This is a genomic window from Halomonas sp. HMF6819 (assembly GCF_044335525.1).
Classification (GTDB): Bacteria; Pseudomonadota; Gammaproteobacteria; order Pseudomonadales; family Halomonadaceae; genus Vreelandella.
Map to the genome: position 1 here is coordinate 233,390 of NZ_JBIQVY010000002.1, position 19,644 is coordinate 253,033.

General features: G+C 55.8%; 17 protein-coding genes. 11 read left to right on the forward strand and 6 right to left on the reverse strand.

The genetic code is table 11. The features are described 5' to 3' along the window. Positions 1 to 243 precede the first annotated feature (243 nt). The 4 genes from guaB (at position 244) to ACGLWX_RS07050 (ending at position 6,056) form a co-directional block, all read left to right on the forward strand. Complete coding sequence (gene guaB, locus ACGLWX_RS07035) at positions 244 to 1,713, forward strand: IMP dehydrogenase (RefSeq protein WP_396238496.1); 1,470 nt, start codon at positions 244 to 246, stop codon at positions 1,711 to 1,713. A gap of 103 nt (positions 1,714 to 1,816) precedes the next feature. Continuing rightward, positions 1,817 to 3,394, forward strand: a complete 1,578-nt coding sequence (gene guaA, locus ACGLWX_RS07040) for a glutamine-hydrolyzing GMP synthase (protein ID WP_396238498.1) — start codon at positions 1,817 to 1,819, stop codon at positions 3,392 to 3,394. 153 nt (positions 3,395 to 3,547) lie between these two features. Then, entirely contained in the window at positions 3,548 to 4,588 is a 1,041-nt protein-coding gene (locus tag ACGLWX_RS07045; protein ID WP_396238500.1) for a hypothetical protein, read from the forward strand. Beyond that, complete coding sequence (locus ACGLWX_RS07050; protein ID WP_396238501.1) at positions 4,578 to 6,056, forward strand: hypothetical protein; 1,479 nt, start codon at positions 4,578 to 4,580, stop codon at positions 6,054 to 6,056. The genes ACGLWX_RS07045 and ACGLWX_RS07050 overlap by 11 nt, the downstream gene beginning before the upstream one ends. Positions 6,057 to 6,190: 134 nt before the next feature. On the opposite strand, the gene ACGLWX_RS07055 is transcribed toward ACGLWX_RS07050, so the two are convergent. The 3 genes from ACGLWX_RS07055 to ACGLWX_RS07065 form a co-directional block, all read right to left on the reverse strand. Next, positions 6,191 to 7,081 (reverse strand): pseudouridine synthase, encoded by an 891-nt coding sequence (locus ACGLWX_RS07055; protein WP_396238503.1) that lies wholly within the window; start codon positions 7,079 to 7,081, stop codon positions 6,191 to 6,193. A gap of 199 nt (positions 7,082 to 7,280) precedes the next feature. Beyond that, complete coding sequence (locus ACGLWX_RS07060) at positions 7,281 to 8,492, reverse strand: MFS transporter (RefSeq protein ID WP_396238505.1); 1,212 nt, start codon at positions 8,490 to 8,492, stop codon at positions 7,281 to 7,283. Between the two features lie 413 nt (positions 8,493 to 8,905). Then, positions 8,906 to 9,883 (reverse strand): LysR family transcriptional regulator, encoded by a 978-nt coding sequence (locus ACGLWX_RS07065; protein WP_396238507.1) that lies wholly within the window; start codon positions 9,881 to 9,883, stop codon positions 8,906 to 8,908. A 1,002-nt stretch (positions 9,884 to 10,885) separates the two neighbouring features. On the opposite strand from ACGLWX_RS07065, the gene ACGLWX_RS07070 reads away from it, so the two are divergent. The 5 genes from ACGLWX_RS07070 (at position 10,886) to ACGLWX_RS07090 (ending at position 16,111) form a co-directional block, all read left to right on the forward strand. Then, positions 10,886 to 11,896 (forward strand): TRAP transporter substrate-binding protein, encoded by a 1,011-nt coding sequence (locus ACGLWX_RS07070; RefSeq protein WP_396238509.1) that lies wholly within the window; start codon positions 10,886 to 10,888, stop codon positions 11,894 to 11,896. Between the two features lie 71 nt (positions 11,897 to 11,967). Beyond that, positions 11,968 to 12,471, forward strand: coding sequence for a TRAP transporter small permease (locus ACGLWX_RS07075; protein WP_396238511.1), 504 nt, complete (start codon positions 11,968 to 11,970; stop codon positions 12,469 to 12,471). A 4-nt stretch (positions 12,472 to 12,475) separates the two neighbouring features. Further along, positions 12,476 to 13,756 carry a TRAP transporter large permease gene (locus tag ACGLWX_RS07080; protein ID WP_396238513.1) on the forward strand — a complete coding sequence of 427 codons (1,281 nt, stop codon included), beginning with the start codon at positions 12,476 to 12,478 and terminating at the stop codon, positions 13,754 to 13,756. Positions 13,757 to 13,780: 24 nt separating this feature from the next. Further along, positions 13,781 to 15,385 (forward strand): gamma-glutamyltransferase, encoded by a 1,605-nt coding sequence (gene ggt / locus ACGLWX_RS07085; RefSeq protein WP_396238515.1) that lies wholly within the window; start codon positions 13,781 to 13,783, stop codon positions 15,383 to 15,385. Between the two features lie 33 nt (positions 15,386 to 15,418). Further along, positions 15,419 to 16,111 (forward strand): TetR family transcriptional regulator, encoded by a 693-nt coding sequence (locus tag ACGLWX_RS07090; protein WP_396238517.1) that lies wholly within the window; start codon positions 15,419 to 15,421, stop codon positions 16,109 to 16,111. A 146-nt stretch (positions 16,112 to 16,257) separates the two neighbouring features. Here the strand turns inward: ACGLWX_RS07090 and ACGLWX_RS07095 are convergent, their stop codons facing one another. The 3 genes from ACGLWX_RS07095 to ACGLWX_RS07105 form a co-directional block, all read right to left on the reverse strand. Continuing rightward, positions 16,258 to 16,701: a DUF1284 domain-containing protein gene (locus tag ACGLWX_RS07095; protein ID WP_396238519.1), complete on the reverse strand. Its 444-nt coding sequence runs from the start codon at positions 16,699 to 16,701 to the stop codon at positions 16,258 to 16,260. After that, on the reverse strand, positions 16,698 to 17,144 hold the full coding sequence (locus ACGLWX_RS07100) for a biotin transporter BioY (RefSeq protein ID WP_396238521.1): 447 nt from the start codon (positions 17,142 to 17,144) through the stop codon (positions 16,698 to 16,700). The genes ACGLWX_RS07095 and ACGLWX_RS07100 overlap by 4 nt, the downstream gene beginning before the upstream one ends. Before the next feature lie 247 nt (positions 17,145 to 17,391). Further along, entirely contained in the window at positions 17,392 to 17,700 is a 309-nt protein-coding gene (locus tag ACGLWX_RS07105) for a hypothetical protein (protein WP_396238523.1), read from the reverse strand. Between the two features lie 259 nt (positions 17,701 to 17,959). Here ACGLWX_RS07105 and ACGLWX_RS07110 point away from each other — a divergent pair, with 259 nt between their 5' ends. Beyond that, entirely contained in the window at positions 17,960 to 18,826 is an 867-nt protein-coding gene (locus ACGLWX_RS07110) for an SDR family oxidoreductase (RefSeq protein WP_396238525.1), read from the forward strand. A gap of 43 nt (positions 18,827 to 18,869) precedes the next feature. Next, positions 18,870 to 19,616: an SDR family oxidoreductase gene (locus tag ACGLWX_RS07115; RefSeq protein ID WP_396238527.1), complete on the forward strand. Its 747-nt coding sequence runs from the start codon at positions 18,870 to 18,872 to the stop codon at positions 19,614 to 19,616. Positions 19,617 to 19,644 lie beyond the last annotated feature (28 nt).

The following is a 19,644-nucleotide window of genomic DNA, read 5'->3' on the forward strand; positions in this document are numbered from 1 at the left end:
CTCTTTTTGGTGAGGTATCAGTATGACCTTTGTGGTTATTTTCTGCTAGGGATCCTTTGGCCCTATGGCTTTCAACCATTTGGAAGCCTGGATGGTGAGCATGCGTGGGGTAGTCAGGCTACCGGCTGCAATTGCTTCGTGGTTGAACAAAACGCCGCATTGATGGGGCAGCCTCTAAAACGCTATAATGGTCGATTAATTTTCCTCGCCCCATCTTCCCACTGTTCAATGGGTGTTGCCGCTATGCTACGTATGGCCCAAGAAGCGCTTACGTTCGATGACGTACTCCTCGTTCCTGGCTTCTCCGACGTTCTTCCCAAGGATGTCAGCCTCAAAACCCGCCTGACCCGCAATATCACGCTCAATATTCCGCTGGTTTCCGCCGCCATGGACACGGTGACCGAAGCGCGGCTGGCGATTGCGATGGCCCAGGAAGGCGGCATCGGCATCATCCACAAGAACATGAGCATCGCGCAGCAGTCCGCCGAGGTCCGCAAGGTCAAAAAGCACGAAAGCGTGATCGTGAAAGACCCGGTCACCGTGAGCCCGAACGCGAAGCTCGAAGACCTGCTCAGCATGGCGAACGAGTTCGGCTTCTCCGGCTTCCCGGTGGTCGAAGGCGAAACGCTGGTCGGTATCGTCACTGAGCGTGATATGCGCTTTCAGCCCAACGTGGGCGACAGCGTCGCCGACATCATGACCCCGCGCGAGCGCCTGGTCACCGTTTCTGAAGGCACCGATCTCGAAACCAGCAAAGCCAAGATGCGCGAGCACCGCATCGAGAAGATGCTGATCGTCGACGACGCCTTCCATCTGCGTGGCCTGGTCACCTTCCAGGACATCGAGAAGGCGCGCACCTACCCGAACGCCGCGAAAGACAGCGACGGCCGCCTGCTGGTCGGCGCCGCGGTCGGTACCGGTCCGGAAACCGCTGATCGCATCACCGCGCTTGCCGAAGCCGGTGTGGATGTCGTCATCGTCGATACTGCCCACGGCCACTCTCAGGGCGTCATTGACCGCATTCGCTGGGTGAAAGAGCACTTCCCCGAGATTCAGGTCGTGGGTGGCAACATCGCCACCGCCGCCGCCGCACGCGCGCTGGCCGAAGCCGGTGCCGACGGTGTGAAAGTGGGCATCGGCCCGGGCTCGATTTGCACCACGCGCATCGTCGCCGGTGTCGGCGTGCCGCAGATCACCGCTGTCTCCAACGTCGCTGCCGCGCTCAAGGAGTTCGACATTCCCCTGATCGCCGACGGCGGCGTGCGCTTCTCCGGCGACCTGGCCAAAGCGATTGCCGCTGGCGCCAGCGCCGTGATGGTTGGCGGGCTGCTGGCCGGCACCGAGGAAGCCCCGGGCGAGGTCGAGCTCTACCAGGGCCGTACCTACAAGGCGTATCGCGGTATGGGCTCCATGGGTGCGATGTCGCAAAGCCAGGGCAGTGCGGATCGCTACTTCCAGGACAAGAGCGCCGGCGCCGAGAAGCTGGTACCGGAAGGTATCGAAGGCCGCGTGCCCTACAAGGGCATGATGAGCGCCATCGTCCACCAGATGATGGGCGGGCTGCGCGCCTCCATGGGCTACACCGGCTGCCACAACGTCGAAGAGATGCGCACCAAGCCGGAGTTCGTGCAGATCACCGGCGCCGGCTTCAACGAGTCGCACGTGCACGATGTGCAGATCACCAAGGAAGCCCCCAACTACCGGGTGAGCTAACCCCGGGGTCAGTATTGATGCGGCGGGCCTTGGCCCGTCGCTTGCTTTTAGAGCCTTATCAAAGCCTTCGCGGCCGCGCTTACACTGCTTGAGAGATACCGCCATGACCGACATTCACGCCCACAAGATTCTGATCCTCGATTTCGGCTCCCAGTACACCCAACTGATCGCCCGCCGCGTGCGCGAGATCGGCGTGTATTCCGAAGTGCGCGCCTTCGATATCACCGAAGAGGAGATCCGCGAGTACAACCCGAACGGCATCATCCTCGCCGGTGGCCCGGAATCCGTGACCGAACTGGAATCCCCGCGCGCACCGCAGTGCGTGTTCGAGATGGGCTTGCCGATCTTCGGTATCTGTTACGGCATGCAGACCATGGCCGAGCAGCTCGGCGGCAAGGTGGAAGGCTCGCAAAAGCGCGAGTTCGGCTACGCCCAGATCCAGATCGACGAAGACAACGCGCTGTTCAACGGCATCAAGGACCACGTGGATGCAGAAAGTGGCAAGGCGCTGTTGGACGTGTGGATGAGCCACGGCGACAAGGTCGCTCAGGCGCCCGCCGAGTTCACCGTGACCGCCTCGACTCCGAGCTGCCCGATCGCCGCCATGGTGTGGGAAGAGAAGCAGTTCTATGGCGTACAGTTCCACCCGGAAGTGACCCACACGCTGCAGGGCCAGCGCATCCTCGAGCACTTCGTGCTGGATATCTGCCAATCCGAAAAGCTCTGGACCCCGGCGCAGATCATCGAAGACCAGGTTCAGCGCGTACGCGAGCAGGTAGGCGACCGCCATGTGCTGCTCGGCCTCTCCGGCGGCGTCGACTCCTCCGTAGTCGCGGCACTTCTCCACAAGGCGATTGGCGACCAGCTCACCTGCGTCTTTGTGGATAACGGCCTGCTGCGCAAGGCGGAAGGCGACCAGGTGATGGAAACCTTCGCCAGCCACATGGGCGTGAAGGTGATCCGCGTGGACGCCGAGGACCTGTTCCTCGACAAGCTCAAGGGCGAAAACGACCCGGAAGCCAAGCGCAAGATTATCGGTAACACGTTCATCGACGTATTCGATGACGAGGCCAGCAAGATCGAAGGCGTGGAGTTTTTGGCCCAGGGCACCATCTACCCGGACGTGATCGAATCCGCCGCCAGCAAGACTGGCAAGGCGCACGTGATCAAATCCCACCACAACGTGGGCGGGCTTCCGGAAACCATGAAGCTCAAGCTCGTCGAGCCGCTGCGCGAGCTGTTCAAGGACGAAGTGCGCAAACTCGGCCTCGAGCTCGGCCTGCCGTATGACATGGTCTACCGCCACCCCTTCCCGGGGCCGGGCCTGGGCGTGCGGATTCTGGGCGAAGTGAAGAAAGAGTACGCCGACATCTTAAGAGAGGCCGACGCCATCTTCATCGAAGAGCTGCGCGCCTCCGGCTGGTACGAGAAAACCAGCCAGGCCTTCGCCGTGTTCCTGCCGGTCAAATCCGTCGGCGTGGTCGGCGACGGCCGCCGCTACGAATGGGTCATCGCCCTGCGCGCCGTCGAAACCATCGACTTCATGACAGCCCGCTGGGCGCACCTGCCGTATGAGCTGCTGGAGAAGGTGTCCAATCGGGTGATCAATGAGTTGGAAGGGGTGTCGCGGGTGACTTATGATGTCTCCAGCAAGCCGCCGGCGACGATTGAGTGGGAGTGATAGTTATATTAAAAACCTCTAAGCCATCCTGATATGGGATGGCTTTTTTAATTTATACTTTTAAAAAACCTAATAATGGTTTATTTTGCATCATGAATTTGTAGGTTATATTTAAGTGTTTTTTTCTAACCATTTATTATATTGGGAGTGACTATGCCATCTACAAACCTCGTAGGAAAAAGTACTCCATGTGGTTGGAAAGTCATAGAGTTAATAACTACAGCACAAACTTCGGGAGGGAATTTTTGTACTCGTTATTTAGTGGAAGATGATGATAATAAAATAGCTTTCATGAAGGCAATGGATCTCAGTAGAGTCATGAGCGGAAGCCTTGAAGATATTCAGGCACTAATTAATGAGTATATATTTGAACGTAATATTTTGGATTTTTGTAAAAATGAAAAAATGAGCAAAGTGGTAGTGCCGTTGTCCGCAGGAGAGCTGATAAATAATCAGTTTCCGGCGCCTCTAAATAAAGTTTTTTATATAGTTTTTGAAAAAGCAGATGGTGATCTGCGCCAAATTTATCTTCATGAGAGAAATAATAATTGGCTCTCTTTTTTTCAAGCCATGCATCATGTTTGTATTGCTACTGAACAATTACATCGTGCTGGAATTGCTCATCAGGATATAAAACCATCAAATATTCTACATTTTCCAAAAAATCAAAGTAAAATAGGAGATCTTGGTAGAGTTACTGATATTCATGGGAAGTCCCCTTTTATTAATATGCCTTTTCCCGGTGATTATAGGTATGCACCCATAGAGGTTAGATATGGGATTTCAATTAAAAATTTTAGTGATAGGTTTTTAACGGATATATATTCAGTTGGAAGTCTTATTTATCAAACGGTTATGGGGGTTCCTTTAACTGCTGCTTTAGCAAACGAGTCTGAGAAAATATCATTGAATGTTTTTCAGATAGATTACAAGGAATCTTTAGTTATACATATATCTGCATTTTCTACATTGTTGAATGATTTTTTTGTTGAATGTGTTCGTTTGTTTGGGAACAAAATAGCAGTAGAGGTGACTAATACCGTTAGAGAAATGTGTTACCCCGACTATGAAAAGCGTGGAGCACCTAAGTTTTCAAAAAGGCCTATTAAATTAAATGCAAGGCGATATACTAGCAAAATGGCAACTATAATCAGACTGTTTTATACAGAAGGATTAGTATACGATGTCAAATAATTTTCTTCTTATGGAGAGGCGTCAACTTATACCGCGATGGCATACGTCTCGAAGAGCTTTGTCTTTACAATATCCTACTCTTAATAAAGAGAGTTCAGTAGCGAATTGTCTTGATGAGGATGACCCTTGGTTGAAGTCCGCGAGAAATGACTGGATTAAAAATAAAACTATCTTTAATGCAGTTGAACTCAATATAACATTGTTTATGAATCGGCTATATGCAGATGTACATTATAAAGAAACTCTTTTGTTTTTGTTAGAGAGCTATGATGATTTGTCGCCCGGAGTTAAGTCTTTTATCAATTCCGAGTCAGAAAGGAATAACAGCAACTTTTATTCACTGGAAGATGAAGTTACAGAATTAAATATAAGGAAAACTAAAAATTTTTTAAAAATAAATCCTAGAGATGTTTTCTCGTGGGTTGATTTGGCTTTTTACTACACTGTTAAAGGTGAAAATGACAAAGCATACAAATGTTTAAAAGTAGGCTGGGGTCTAAATAAAGAGTTTCCTTTTGTAGCTAGAGCTTTTGCAAGGTTTCTAATTCATGAGAGTAAGCCTGAAGAAGCACTTTGGGTCTTAAACCAAAGTGCAGATTCAAGAAATAACCCGCTTTTAACTAGCGCGCATATTTCAATTGCTACTTCTTTTGAATTACCAAGTGTTAGAGTTAATGACGGTAGAAAGATTTTAAAGAATTTTTCAGGTGATATGGGGAGAGTTTCAGATCTGGCAGCTAGCTTAGGTACTATAGAGTTTGAAAATGGTAGTTTAAAGAAAGCAAAAAAACTTTTTACAACTGCCTTGGCAGTACCCACCGAGAATTCGCTATCGCAGTACGGATGGCTTAAACAAAAGCATGGGTTTTCTATCGATGAAAGTAGTGAATTTTCGAACTTGTCGATAGAAAGTGATGCCAATGAATATTATGTCGCTGGTGATTTTTCAAGCTGTAGGGATAAGTTGATAGAGTTTTTTTCTTTTCAACCTTTCTCGGATGCTTCAATGGTAGATGCTGGTTATATGAGTATAGTAGGTTTAAAAGATCCTTCTTATGTAATAAACTCTTCATATTATAATAGGCCAAAAACACAGATGAGTTTCGGTTGCCTTAATAATTTGGTTGTCGCAAAGTTATTAAATAATAATACTGGCGATATCGAGGTGGATTTTAAGTTGCTAGCAAAAAAAGCCCAAGCTAAAGAAGAAAGTGCAAAAGGAGTTTTTATAGCTACCTGTGGTATGATGATGTTTAAAGTTGGAGATATAGAAAGAGGAGTAGAGCTTTATGAAACAGCTATAGATTTTTTTAAAAAAAAGAAAGACGAGCGTGCGGTTGGCTTGGCGGAGCATTTTTATTCTCAAAATATAAAGGGAATAAATAATGATTTGTATTCTAGATTGAGGAAATCTGTAGAACACATAGCAAAAAAGAAAAGAATGAAAGAGCTTTTGATAGAGTGGTGATTTAAGGTTGTTTTATCTAAATTAATTTTTTTATTCTTGGTGACTTGTTTTAGATGTGAGGTTTTAATAAGAATAAATAGTATCGTATAAAATTAAATAATATGTATTAGTATTTTGCACAGGTTTTATTGGTATTAGTTAAGCTCCAAGTCGCCATCGTATTCAATACATCTATGCTCATGGGTCACGGGATCAGTGAACTCGAACCCCTTGGAGAGCAGCTGCAAGGGCCGCGTGACGTCATCCGGCGAGAGCGGCTGCAGCACCGGATAGTAGCGGTCGTTCAAAATTGGCCAGCCGAGTGACTGCATGTGCAGGCGTAGCTGGTGGCGGCGGCCGCTGACGGGATGCAATTCGAACAGCGCCTGGGTGTCGGTTTGCTGCACGCAGCGGATCACCGAGTGGCTGTTGGCCTCGCCCTCACCAATCCGCATGCGAAAGCGCTGCTCGCTTGGCTCGATGCGATTCTTTACGTCCCACTCTCGACCCACCCATGACGTAGCGCCGTCTACCTCGGCGATGGCCTGATAGGTTTTGTGAATCTGGCGTGACGTGAACAGCTGATGATACAGCGCGCGGGTCTCGGGATTCAGCGAACACAGCACCAGTCCTGCCGTCACGCGATCCAGACGGTGCACCGGCTGCAGCGCCTCGATCCCCGTGCTTTTACGCAGACGCTGTTGCAGGCACTCGTTGACGTAGCGCCCGCCGGGCGTAACGGGCAGAAAGTGCGGCTTGTAGGCCACCAGAATGTGCTCGTCCTGATAGACCGTATGCTCGGCGAAGGGAATGCTCGGCTCGCTTGCCACTTCGCGATAATAGAACACGCGAAGCTGTGGCTTGAAGAATGAGGCCGGCGTAATCCAGCTGCCGTCATCGCGATGCACCTTGCCGGTGGCCATGCGCTCGCGCCATGTCGCCTCGTCGATGGCCGGAAACGTGAGCAGCAGATACTCAAGCACCGTCGATACACCGGGATTGACCTGAGGCAGGCTCAGCTTCGAAGGGCGTTGGGAAATGGACATGGGATGCATCACCGATCGGGAAGGGGGCTGGGTGGCGGTCGCGCTAGTGTAACCGAGAGGGGCATTCGTGTCGGGCGAGACATGGTGGCGCTGGATAAGTGGCAATGAGTTGGCCGTAGGTGGGCCAACTCACCGATGGTGATAGATAGGGATAACAAGGGAAAGACGCCTGACATCCTGTGTCAGGCGCCCCGTAGCATTACGCGGTTGCCATGCTCAAGCGGGGAACCGGCTTGTCATTGATCGGAAGATGAATCAATGCAGAGATAAACGCCAGTATGATCGCCGACCACCAGATCGGGCCATAAGACCCGTAGTAGTCGTAAATGATCCCCCCGGCCCATGCCCCCAGAAAGCTGCCTACCTGGTGAGAGAAAAATACCAGGCCATAGAGCGTCGACAGGTAACGAGCGCCAAAGATCTGACGAACCAGCCCCGATGTGATCGGCACGGTGCCCAACCAGCAAAACCCTATCGCAGCGCCGAAAATGAGCGCTGTCATGTCAGTAGTCGGCAGCATCACGAAGGCAGCGATCACGGCCGTACGCACGAAGTACAGCGCAGACATCACATAACGTTTGCTGTAGCGGTCTGCCATGGCGCCCCAGAAGTAGGAGCCGCCGATGTTGAAGATGCCTACATAGGCCAGCGCCATGGCCGCGGTCGAGGCCGAGATGCTTTTATCCGCCAGATAACTTGGAAGGTGCGTGGCGATAAACATCACATGAAAACCACACACAAAAAAGCCGATATGAATTAACCAATAGCCCTTGTGTGTGAAGGCTTCCTTCAAGGCATCCTTCAGTGTCTGCAAGTCATCTTTTACAGGGTGTGCGGTAGATGCCTGCTTTGCCGTTTTGATGAACAGTGCAAACACCACCATGAAACTGCACATGACTGCGAATATCTGCAGGGCACCCTGCCAATCGGAAATACTTAATAACGTCTGAGCACCCGGAATCATTGCAAACATGCCAAACGAGCCCGCTGCCGTAGTCAAGCCAAAGGCCTTGGCTGCATGTTGTGCAGGCACCACTTTCGCAACGGCACCCAGGACGATCACGTAACTGGTGGCACTTAAACCAAAGCCGACCAGCACACCCAGAGACAGGTACATCATGGTGGGTTCGGTGGTGATCGAGGTCAGGTACAGGCCCAGGGCGTACGCGATGGCACCTGCAATGATAATGCGCTTTGGCCCCCAGCGGTCGGCCGCCATACCCACGAACGGCTGGAAGGCGCCAAACAGTAGATTTTGTAATGCAATGGCAAAGCTGAAGAACTCACGGCCCGTCTGGAAGTAGTCGGAAATGGGCGTCATGAAAATGCCAAAGGACTGCCGGATTCCCAGGCTGGTAATCAAGATCCCTATGCCCAGCCAAACCAGGAGTGGAAATCGAAAAATAGTCATAAGTTGCTCTTGTTATACCTTGAGTGATTAGAGTGTTCTTCGTTTACGCCTACCGTTCTTGATCGCCACTTTTAATGGCGTGCACCGCCACTTTTTCCATGGCCCTGGTGAACCATGGAAAAGTAATGGCAGCTGCAAAACAGATAAAAAACTTCAGTAACTTCGAAGACGTGGACTGAAGAAAGGTGCGTATACGAGCGTCATTCGAAGCGTAAGGAGTATCGGGGGGTAACTCAAATGATAAAAAGTGCAGTGATCCATGCAGATTTTACATACAACACATGGGGCGTGAGGCTGGCGCTGTGCTTGGGGTGAAGGCGGGTAAGTCGGCGGATCGCCCTACATCGATATGACTAGCTCGTGCAGATCGGCCTCGATGCTCAACGCGCATATGTAACGAGCCAGTGTTGCTTTCATTGTTGCTCTGTCCGGGTCATGGCATCAGCCTCGGCATCCAGGCCCATGTCCATCACACGTTTGGCGATGAGCTTGCCACACTCTTCCTTGACGAGGTTTCTCAACCACTCCTGTGAGGGCGAGTAATCACAGCGTGGGTGCCAAATCATGGAATAATCGAACGGCGTAAAGTGAAAGGGTAACGGCTTCACGACCAGGTTATGACGCTCGGACACCAGATAGGCCAGATCGGCAGGCACCGTAATGATGAGGGGCATCGTATCCACAATCGCCAGTGCTGCTTCCAGATGATAGGCCCTTAGCACCGTGCGCCGCTTGGGCTTGTCTTTTAGCGCCTGTTCGATCAGCGATTTAACCCCGTCACTGATGGCAATCAGGGCATGAGGAAAATTCAGATAATCGTCCAGACACATATCTCTATCCGCGAGCGGGTGCTGTTTGGATAACAGGCATGACACGCCAACACGGCCCAATGTTTCATACTGCAAGGGCTCAATAGAGTGAATAGGGCGACAAATGGCTAAATCCGCTCGACCGTACGTTAGTTGCTCTTTTACATGATCATCTTGTAATGGCAAGAACTCGAGCGCGATGTTGGGGGCTTCCTGATATATGCGGGGCAGGGCAAAGGGCAAGATGGTTTGCATCGCATAATCAGTCGTGACGATTGTAAATGTCTGATCACACGAGCCGGGGTCAAACTCGATGGGAGACAAAAGCTGACTCAAAAGTCCGAGAGGTTCGTCCAACGCTTTGTTCATCGATAACGCTTTCTCGGTCGGGATCAGGTTCTGCCCCTGGCGGGTAAACAGCGGGTCTGACAGCAAGCCGCGTAACCGCCCCAGCACCCGGCTCATTGCGGACTGGCTCAGGTTCAAACGATTTGCAGCTCTGCTGACGCTGCGTTCCTCGACCAGAATCTGCAACGCGACCAACAGGTTAAGGTCCCGACGATAAATCTCTTCGACGTTCATGCTCGGCCTTGATGGTTATAACAATAATGGCTTTTAAATTAGGTGTTTATACAAAAATATACCGTGGGGTAGGGGCACATGGTTGCAGAAACCCCGTGCAGGCCACTTTTTGGTATTAAACATTTCCTACCCGGCCCATGCACGTATTCAGGATGCTGATGGGCCGAATGTGTCGCAAACCATAACGGCAATGACGCACGCGGTTGCATTGATGCTTGGTTCGAGCCAAGCCGGCTGGTTACGGCGGCCGGCGAAGGACGCCGCTACGAGTGGGACATTGCCATTCGCGCGGTCGAGACCATCGCTTTCACCAGCACCAACGAGGGCTTGAAAAAGGCGAGCGTGCGGTATCTTGAAGCGCGTCTTTTATTATGATGCTGAAGCTAAATTTCTTATGAAGTTACCGATCGGTAATTAATATTGAGGTCTCTGTTCGGATGTGTTGATCGCCTGACCGGCTTGTCATAAGACGTGTTCACCTTGGATAAACCGTTCTTTCAACGCTTCTCTGTGCAGTCATTTCAAGGTTGCCTGTAAGCACATACTTTGAGTTCGACTGCATCGGGTGAACCGAGAGTACACCTGAAGAGAAAAAGCTAAAGAAAAAGGTATGAAGCATACGACGACTACCATTCGAGCTGAATATCGAACTCGTTCGGCTCATGGTTCGAGCCGAATAGGTGCTGTAATCGGTTCAACTTTCATTAGGTGCAACTGACCAGAGCAGCCTGTAGCGCGCTTCGTTTGCAAGAGCTTCGTTCTCGACCAAGGGCAATGTTGCTGTACGTCGCTCGAGCGAGAACTTTTCCAATATCGCACCTTTCATGTGCTTTAGGCACTTATGTGGTGCGACGAAATGGCTTTTGAAAGCGTTCAGTACCCTAAATACCGCCTTTTTAAAAATGGCATGATCCTTGCTAGTCATTTAGGTAAGTAAACAGTTACTTAACTCAATCACCGTAGAGCGCTACCTCCATTGGCGCCTTGGCAGAGGGTCTTACCATGAAAATGCAACTCCACAACGCAAAACTGAAAGCAATCGCGTATAGCGTGGCACTGGGCGCTTTGACCCTTGCCAGCACCGCGAGCGCCAATATTCACATGAAATTCCACCACGACCTGCCGGAAGATAGCGCCCAGCACTTGGCGGCTGAGCGCTTCAAGCAGGCCGTGGAGGAGCGCAGCGACGGTGAGATCACCGTGCAGCTCTTTCCCAACAATACGCTGGGTGACGATGTCGAGGTGACCCAGCAGATGCAGATGGGCGCGGTGGAAGCAGCGATCATTCCCACGGCCAAGCTTTCGGGTTTCGTGCCCGCCATGCAGATCGTCGATCTGCCGTTTTTATTTCCCTCGCCGGAAGTCGCCCATACCGTGCTCGACGGTCAGGCCGGCGACGATCTGCTCGCCACCACCGAGCAGGTGGGCCTGAAGGGCGTCACGTTCTGGGAGAGCGGCTTCAAGCAGTTCACCTGCAACCACGCGATCGAGGGCCCGGAAAGCTTCGAAGGGCAGAAGGTGCGGGTGATGCAGAGCCCCATCATCATGGAGCAGTTCAGCGCCATGGGCGCTAACCCAGTGCCCATCGCCTTTGGTGAAACTTACAACGCCTTGCAGCAGCGGGTGGTGGATTGCCAGGAAAACCCGCTGGTGTCGATTACCCAGATGCGGTTTTTCGAAGTGCAGTCGGACGTGGTCATCAGTAACCATGCGTATCTGGGCTACGCGTTCCTGTTCAGTCAGCGCTGGTTCGATGGTCTGAGCGAGGACGACCAAGCGCTATTGACCGAGGTTGCGCGCGAAGCCACCACTTTCCAGCGCGAAGAAACCGCCCGTCGCGAAGAGGGCTACATCGCTACCATCGAAGCCAGTGGTACCAACGTAAGCTCCCTCGACGACGAGCAACTGGCGGCGTTTCGTGAGGCAACCGCCTCGGTGCACGAGGCCTTCGCCAGCGAAATCGGCGCCGATCTAATGGACGAGTTCCAGCAAGCGATCGCCAACGCCGAGTAATACGCCCCGCAAGAGGGCCGGCACCCCGCTGGCCCTCTTTTCTTTGAAGTGTTCCTGATTGGGAGTGCGCCATGCGCAAACTTGATGCTTGGCTGTCGCGCAGCGAGGAAGTCGTGATCGGCCTGCTGATTCTCTCCGCCGCGCTCATCCTCTTTGCCAACGTGGTGGCCCGCTACGTGTTCAACTTCGGGTTCTCCTGGGCGGAGGAGCTGGTGCGTTACCAGATCGTCTGGATGGTGCTGCTAGGCGCCAGTGTGGCGGCCCGCCAAGGCATTCACATCGGCATCGATATTCTGCGTCGCTTCAGCCCGCCGTCCATCGCGCAGGCGCTGGAACTGCTGGTGCACGCGATCTCGATTGGCTTCTGCGCCTTTCTGGTGTTTTACGGTATCGAGCTCACCGAGCAAACCCACCGGTTCGGCCAGGTAAGCTCGGCGCTGCAGGCGCCCATGTGGGTCGTGCAGCTGGCCATTCCCGTCGGTGCCTTGCTGATGGGCATTCGCTTTACCCAGCACTTCTTCCGCGCTTTGCTCGGCCATCGACAGGCCAGCGCCCACCTCGATCAGATTGGATGAACCCATGGTTATCACGTTTTTAGTGCTGCTGGCGGCGTTGATGCTGGTAGGGGCACCGATCTTCATCGCCCTGGCCGGCTCGGTCATGGCGACGATGGGCAGCTTCAGCCATATTCCGCTGGCCATCGTCGTCGAGCGGCTGTTCGCGGGGCTGGACAAGTTTCCGCTCATGGCGATTCCGTTTTTCATCCTGACCGGTAGCCTGATGAGTGCCGGCGGGCTCTCACAGCGGATCATCCGTTTCGCTAATTTGCTGGTGGGGCGCTTTACTGGCGGCATGGGGATGACGGCGGTGTCATCGAGTATGTTCTTCGGCGCCATTTCCGGCTCCAGCCCTGCAACGGTGGTCGCGGTGGGGTCGCTACTCTACCCGGCGATGCGTAAGGAGGGCTATTCCGGGCCGTTCTCCATTGGTTTGCTGGTCTCCTCCGGCTCGCTTGGCATCATCATTCCGCCTTCGGTGGTGATGATCGTCTACGCGGCGGTCACCGGGGTATCGGTTGGCGCGCTGTTCATGGCGGGGGTGGGCGCGGGGCTTTTATATGCCGCGTGCTTTCTGCCGTACTGTTGGTATCGCGCCAAAAAAGATGGCGTCGCCCCGATGAACCCGCCCAGCTGGCGCGAGGTATTGGCCGGGCTGAAAGACGCCTCCTGGGGGCTTGGCGTGCCTGTCGTCGTGCTGGGCGGGATTTATCTGGGCATCTTCACGCCTACCGAGGCCGCTGCGGTGTCGGTGGTCTACGCGCTGTTAGTCGCGGCGCTGATCTACCGCGAAAAAACCGTCAAGGAGCTGTTTCAGAGCATGATCGACGCGGCGACCACGACTGCTCAGGTGATGATCATTCTCGCGGCGGCCTCGGTACTGGCCTGGTTTCTGACCAGTAATGGCTTGGCCACTCAGCTCGCCAACGCCATCCTGTCGCTCTCCGAGAACCCTTACCACATCTTCTTGCTGATCAACGTGACGGTGTTGATTGCCGGCATGTTCCTGGATGCCTCTTCGATCATGGTGATTCTCGGGCCGCTGTTTTACGCGGTGGGCACGCGCATCGGTATCGACCCGGTCCACTTGGGGGCAGTGCTCACCGTGAACGGGGCGATCGGCATGTTCACGCCGCCCTTCGGGCTCAACCTGTTCGTGGCGGGCACACTCGAGGGCGTCGATTACGTACAAACGGTGCGCGGAGCGCTGCCCTTTATCGGCATCGCGCTCATCGCCTTGGTGCTGCTGACCTACCTTCCTGCGGTCAGCATGTGGCTACCCAATATGGTGTACGGCGGCTAAACGCCTGAAACAAGGATGACGATAGTGACAACTTCCCCGAATACGGCCCCAAACGCCCTGGCGCACTCCCAGGAGGGCGTGGTGACCAGCCCGCACACCCTGGCAACTAGAGCCGGGCGCGAGGTACTACGCCAAGGGGGCAATGCCGTCGAGGCGGCGATCACCATGGGCGCTTGCCTATCGGTGACCTACCCGCACTTCACCGGCCTGGGTGGCGACGCTTTCATGATCATCGCCGACGCCCAGGGCGGGGTGCGCACGCTTTCCGGCATTGGCCAAGCGCCCCAAGCCAGGATCGAGCACAAGGGCGCGCTACCCGATAGAGGGCCGGGGTCGCTCTTGACCACGGCGGCTACGGTGGACACTTGGGGCCAGGCCCACGATATCTCGCGTCAACACTGCGGCGGACGGATGAACTGGCAGGCCTTGCTGGACCCGGCTATTGGACTTGCTGAGGAGGGCTTTGAGGTCACGCCCTCACAGCGCTTCTGGCTCGATTTCCGCCGTGACGAGATGGCGACGATGCCCGGCGTGCAGTCGCTATTCATGGCGGAGGGCAAAATGCCCGAGCCGGGCGATATTCTGCGCCAGCCGGCACTGGCCGCGTCGCTGCGCTCGGTGGCCGCCAATGGCTACCGGGATTTCTATGAAGGCGAACTGGGCGCGAAGATTGCCGCAGGGCTGGCGGCGGCAGGCTCGCCGCTAACGTCGGAGGACCTGGCGGCGACGCGGGCGCGAGTCGAGTCGCCGCTCTCTATACCTTACCGGGGCGGCGAGCTGCTGGCCCACCGCCCGCCTACCCAAGGCATGACCACGCTGGAGATCATGGGTATTCTCGAGCGTTTCGATTTTGCCGGCATCGAAGAGGGAAGCGCGGACTATTACCATCTGCTGGTCGAGGCGGTGAAGCGCGCCTTTCTGGATCGAAACGCCCACCTGGGCGACCCGGATTTTGCATCGATACCCTTCGAAGAGCTGCTTTCACCACCTCATCTCGACGCTCAGGCCGCCCATATTGAGGCAGACAACGCGCTGGCGTGGCCCCACGCTTACCAGCATGGTGATACGGTGTACCTGGCCGCTTCGGACCGTTTCGGCAACGCCGTTTCGATGCTGCAGACGATCTACTATGACTGGGGCAGCGGCGTCAGCGTGGGCGATACGGGCATTTTGTGGCACAACCGGGGGGCGGCGTTCAACACGGATCCATACCATCCCAACGCGCTGGCACCGGGTAAGCGGCCTTTTCATACTCTGAACCCGGGCATGTACCGCGTCGATGGTAAGCCGCGCCTGCTGTACGGCACCCAAGGGGCGGATGGCCAGCCGCAAACCCTGGCGGCGGTGCTGACCCGTCTGATCGATTACGGCCTGGACCCGCTTACCGCTCTGAAAAAACCACGCTTTCTGTTGGGGCGCACGTTTTCCGACGGGCGTGATACGTTGAAACTGGAAGAGGATGCGGGGGCGGCGGTCTTTGCAGAGCTTTCCCGTCGTGGCCACCAGGTTAGCCCGCTGCCCGCCCAGAGCGCGCTGGCTGGCCACCCCGGGGCTGTGCTAATCGACCCCTCAAAAGGGCTATACGCGGCCCACGACCCGCGCAGCGATGGTATTGCGTTAGGGCAATAGCGCGAGACACTACAAGAGCACAAGGATGTATGAATGAGTGAAAGCGAGGCGCTTGGCGTATCGTCGAACGCACAGACAGGCAAACCCCGCCGTAACGCCAATGAGACGCGCGAGCGCCTGCTACAGGCGGCCACGGATGAATTCTGCGAGTGCGGTTTCGACGGGGCGCGGATGCAGCGTATCGTGCGCGCCGCGGCGTGCAACGTGCGTATGGCGTACCACTACTTCGGCGACAAGGAAGGCCTTTATCTGGCGGTGTTAGAGCGCGTTTACGAGGAGCTGCGGGCCAAGGAAAAAGCGCTCAACCTGAGCGATCTCGAGCCGGTCGCAGGTATGCAGGCGCTGGTCGAGTTCACCTTCGATCACATGGCCGAGCATCCGGAGTTTACAAGCCTCGTGCGTAACGAGAACCTGCTGGGTGGTCGCATGCTACGTAAATCCGCCAAGGTAGTGCAGCAAACTACCCCGCTGGTGGGCATGATCCGTGACACACTCGTACGCGGCGAAGCGGCGGGGGTGTTTCGTAGCGCCGTTGACCCCACCCAGCTCTATATCTCGATCCTTTCGCTGTCGATCATTCACATCAACCAGCGTGACACGTTATCGATCATTTTCGAGCAGGATCTAACCGACGCGCAGTGGTTGGCCGAGCGACGAGCGCACGCCGTCGAGGTCATTCTCTCTTATCTCCAGATCACAGGTGGGCCATCAGGCGATAAACGCTGAGCGAATGAAATGTGGGGTATGAAAAAACCTAACAGCGCTCCTTTATTTCACGCAAGGCCGCCAACAACGAGCTATCTGCTTCAACGCTGGCGTCAAGGGCCGATATCAACCGCGAGGGAGGCGACGTTTTTCAATAGCCAATCCGTTTAAGATTGGGGGCACATAACGCCGACCCGCACCCCGTCATAACCACTCCTCGCCACATTCGTACACAGCGAATACCACTGACAGCCAATACACGCCTGCCGATTGCGCCCGGCGCGAAACGCCGCCCTTAGCGATGCCAGCGTGGCGCTACCCAGTTCAATGGTATCGCCAACGGCCAGCGGGCGGCCCAGCGTTTCGCTGATATCTTCAAGCGCGGCGCTGTCCCGCGCGATGACGCTATCGTTCAGGCAGTGGGGCGGCTCGCACGCGGGGGCCAGCAGCGGGGCGCAGATGTCATCCGGCCCCGCCACCAGTTCTACCGGCTCGCCGCCAGAAAGGCGCGCGGCGAGCCGGTCGTAGTTGGCCACGAAGGCGGCGCTGTAGCCCTTGCCTACATAGGTGAGCAGGCAGAGCAGGTGGTGGCCGCGTAGCCGGATGGTCACGCGTTATCGCGGTGGCGGCTGGCGATCAGTTTGAGCGTCACGGTGGCCAGGGCCGATTTCAGCACGCTGCCGACCAGGAACGGCGCCACACCCAGCGCGATGGCTTGTTCCATGCCGACGAACTGTGCAAGCCAGGCGCCGCCAGCGGCCAAGCAGAGCACGTGGGCCAGCATCATGGCCGCGAAGGCAAGTGCTGCGCGCTGACCGTTCCAGCCGCGCTGGGCCAGCCAGCCCGTCAGCGCCGCGCACAGCGGGAAGGCGAACAGATATCCCGCCGTCGGCCCGGCAAATGCCACCCAGCCGTTTGCACCGCCCGCCAACACCGGCAGGCCCATGGCGGCCTGACCCAGCCATGTCAGCGTGGTCAGCGCGCCCAAGCGCCAGCCGTAAAGTGCCCCGACCAACAGTACCCCGAAGGTTTGCATCGTAACGGGCACAGGCACCATAGGCACTTGTACGTAGGAGCACAGCGTCAAAAAGAGAGCGCCCAGCACGACCGCGACTATCTTGCAACTCAGCGAGTAGTGAGACAGGGCCGAAGGCGTAGGGAGTGTGAAAGAACGAGACGTATCGTACATATTGGCAGTAACCTTTTTTATCCAGATGGGTTTACTGCGTGATTCTAGCTACGATGTTAACTGCGGTCTAGTTAATTGGTTTACAGATGTGCCCGGCCTGTTTTTGGGAAGGTCACCTCAAAACGCTCGCGCAGTTATCCTGGTACAGCGCGTCGTTACTGCCCACCGCTAGCCGCTCGGTGGCGCTGTTGTAGTAAAAGCGCCCGCCCTCGGCGCCTGAAAGCGCATAGTCGCCGCACACCCCGTACCCCTTGTTGACGCTCATCAGGTTGGAGATCTCGGCCGGCGTTTGGCGGTCGAGGCGCTGCGAAATCGCCTCGGAAATATGGGCATCGCGCTGGGCCTCGGAGTAGGCTTGGCTGCCGAAGATCAGGCCCGCTACGACGACAATGGCGACGACGGGAATCCAGAGGTTGTGCATGGCGTGTCCAGTAAGAGTGTGAAAGCGAATGGCGTCATCATAAAAATTATCGAGCCGGATAATAGCGTTTTGCTCGCCGAATTTCATTGCCTGGCAGCGGCCACAATCTCTGAAAGGCAAGATGCCGATCGAAGCTCGGTATCGGACTTAAGCTGTTCCATTATCGAGACAGTTTGTCCAATTCTACGGTCTATTGGATGTCTCGCGGATCAATTATCTTCAGATGGTCAGTCCAACAGCCTCTGAGGAGCGAAGAACCATGACCATTCTAGTGATCGGTGCCACCGGCCGTGTCGGCCGCCACGTTGTCGAACAGCTTGTGACCCGCGATGCCCACGTTCGGGTGCTGACTCGCGATGCCGCCAAGGCATCCTTTCCCGAAGGCGTCGAGGTGGTGCAGGGCGAGCTGCTCGATATCGACGCGCTGCGCCGCGCCTTTGACGGCATCAGCACGCTGTTTCTGCTGAACGCGGTCACGGGCGATGAATTCACCCAAGCGATCATTACCCTCAACATCGCGCGGGAGGCGGGGGTAGAGCGTGTGGTCTATCTCTCGGTGTTTGGCGCCGATACCGCCGTCAATGTGCCCCATTTTGCGGTCAAGTCCGGCGCGGAGCGGATGCTGGAGGCTATGGGCTTTGGCGCCACCATCCTGCGCCCGACCTACTTCATCGATAACGAGGTCATGGTGAAGGACGTGATCAAGGAGCACGGCGTTTACCCCATGCCGATCGGCCGCAAGGGCGTGGCCATGGTGGATGCCCGCGATATAGGCGAAGTGGCGGCGCTCGAGCTGCTACGGCGGGAGCGTTCGCCGAGCAAGCTGCCGCTGGAAACCATCAACCTGGTTGGCCCCGACACGCTGACCGGCGACGACATCGCCGCAATCTGGTCACACGTGTTGGAACGCCCCATTGCCTATGGCGGTGATGACCCAAGCGGGTTCGAGCAATCGATGGCGGCGTTCATGCCGGCCTGGATGGCCTACGAAATGCGGCTAATGGCCGAGCGCTATGTCAGCGACGGCATGATTCCGGAGAAGGGCGATGTCGAGCGATTGACGATGCTGCTCGGCCGGCCGTTGCACCGCTACCACGACGCTGCTCGTGCGCTGATGGCGTCCTGAACGGCGGCGCACTCTTTCCTTCACTGAAACACAGGAGTTCATCATGCCCACTATCCTCATCACTGGCTGCTCATCCGGCTTTGGCCTGGCGACGGCTCACCACTTCGCAGCTCGCGGCTGGCGCGTCGTGGCCACCATGCGCACCCCCGATGAAAGTATTTTGCCGTCATCAGTCAACCTGCGTACCGTGGCGCTCGATGTCACCGACCCGACCAGCATTGCCCGGGCGGTGGTGGCGGCCGGCCCTATCGATGCGCTGGTCAACAATGCCGGCATCGGCCTGCTCAGCACCGTCGAGGGAACCTCAGTGGCCGTTGCTCGGGAGCTTTTCGAGACCAACACGCTGGGCACGATCGCGATGACCCAAGCCGTGTTGCCACAGATGCGTGAGCGCGGCGCGGGCACGATCGTCAACGTTACCTCGAGCGTCACGCTGATGCCGCTCCCGCTGCTCGCGCTTTACACGGCGAGTAAGGCGGCGGTGAATGCGCTGAGCGACAGCATGGCGATCGAGCTCGAACCCTTCGGCATCCGCGTGCGCACGGTGTTGCCGGGCCGGGCGCCGGATACGGCGTTTGCCGCCAACGCGGGGCCCCGAATGGCCGGCGCAATCCCGGAGGCTTACGGCCCGCTGGCGGAACGGGTATTCGCCGCCTGGCAGGAGGAAACCGGTGCGCTAACATCCGCCGAGGACGTGGCACAGGCCATTTGGCGCAGCGTTACCGAGCCCGACAGCCCGGCACGCCTCGCCGCGGGGGCGGACGCCGTTGCCCTGATGCAGGCCGTGTAGTTACCGCACACTGCGGCAACGTAGCCGT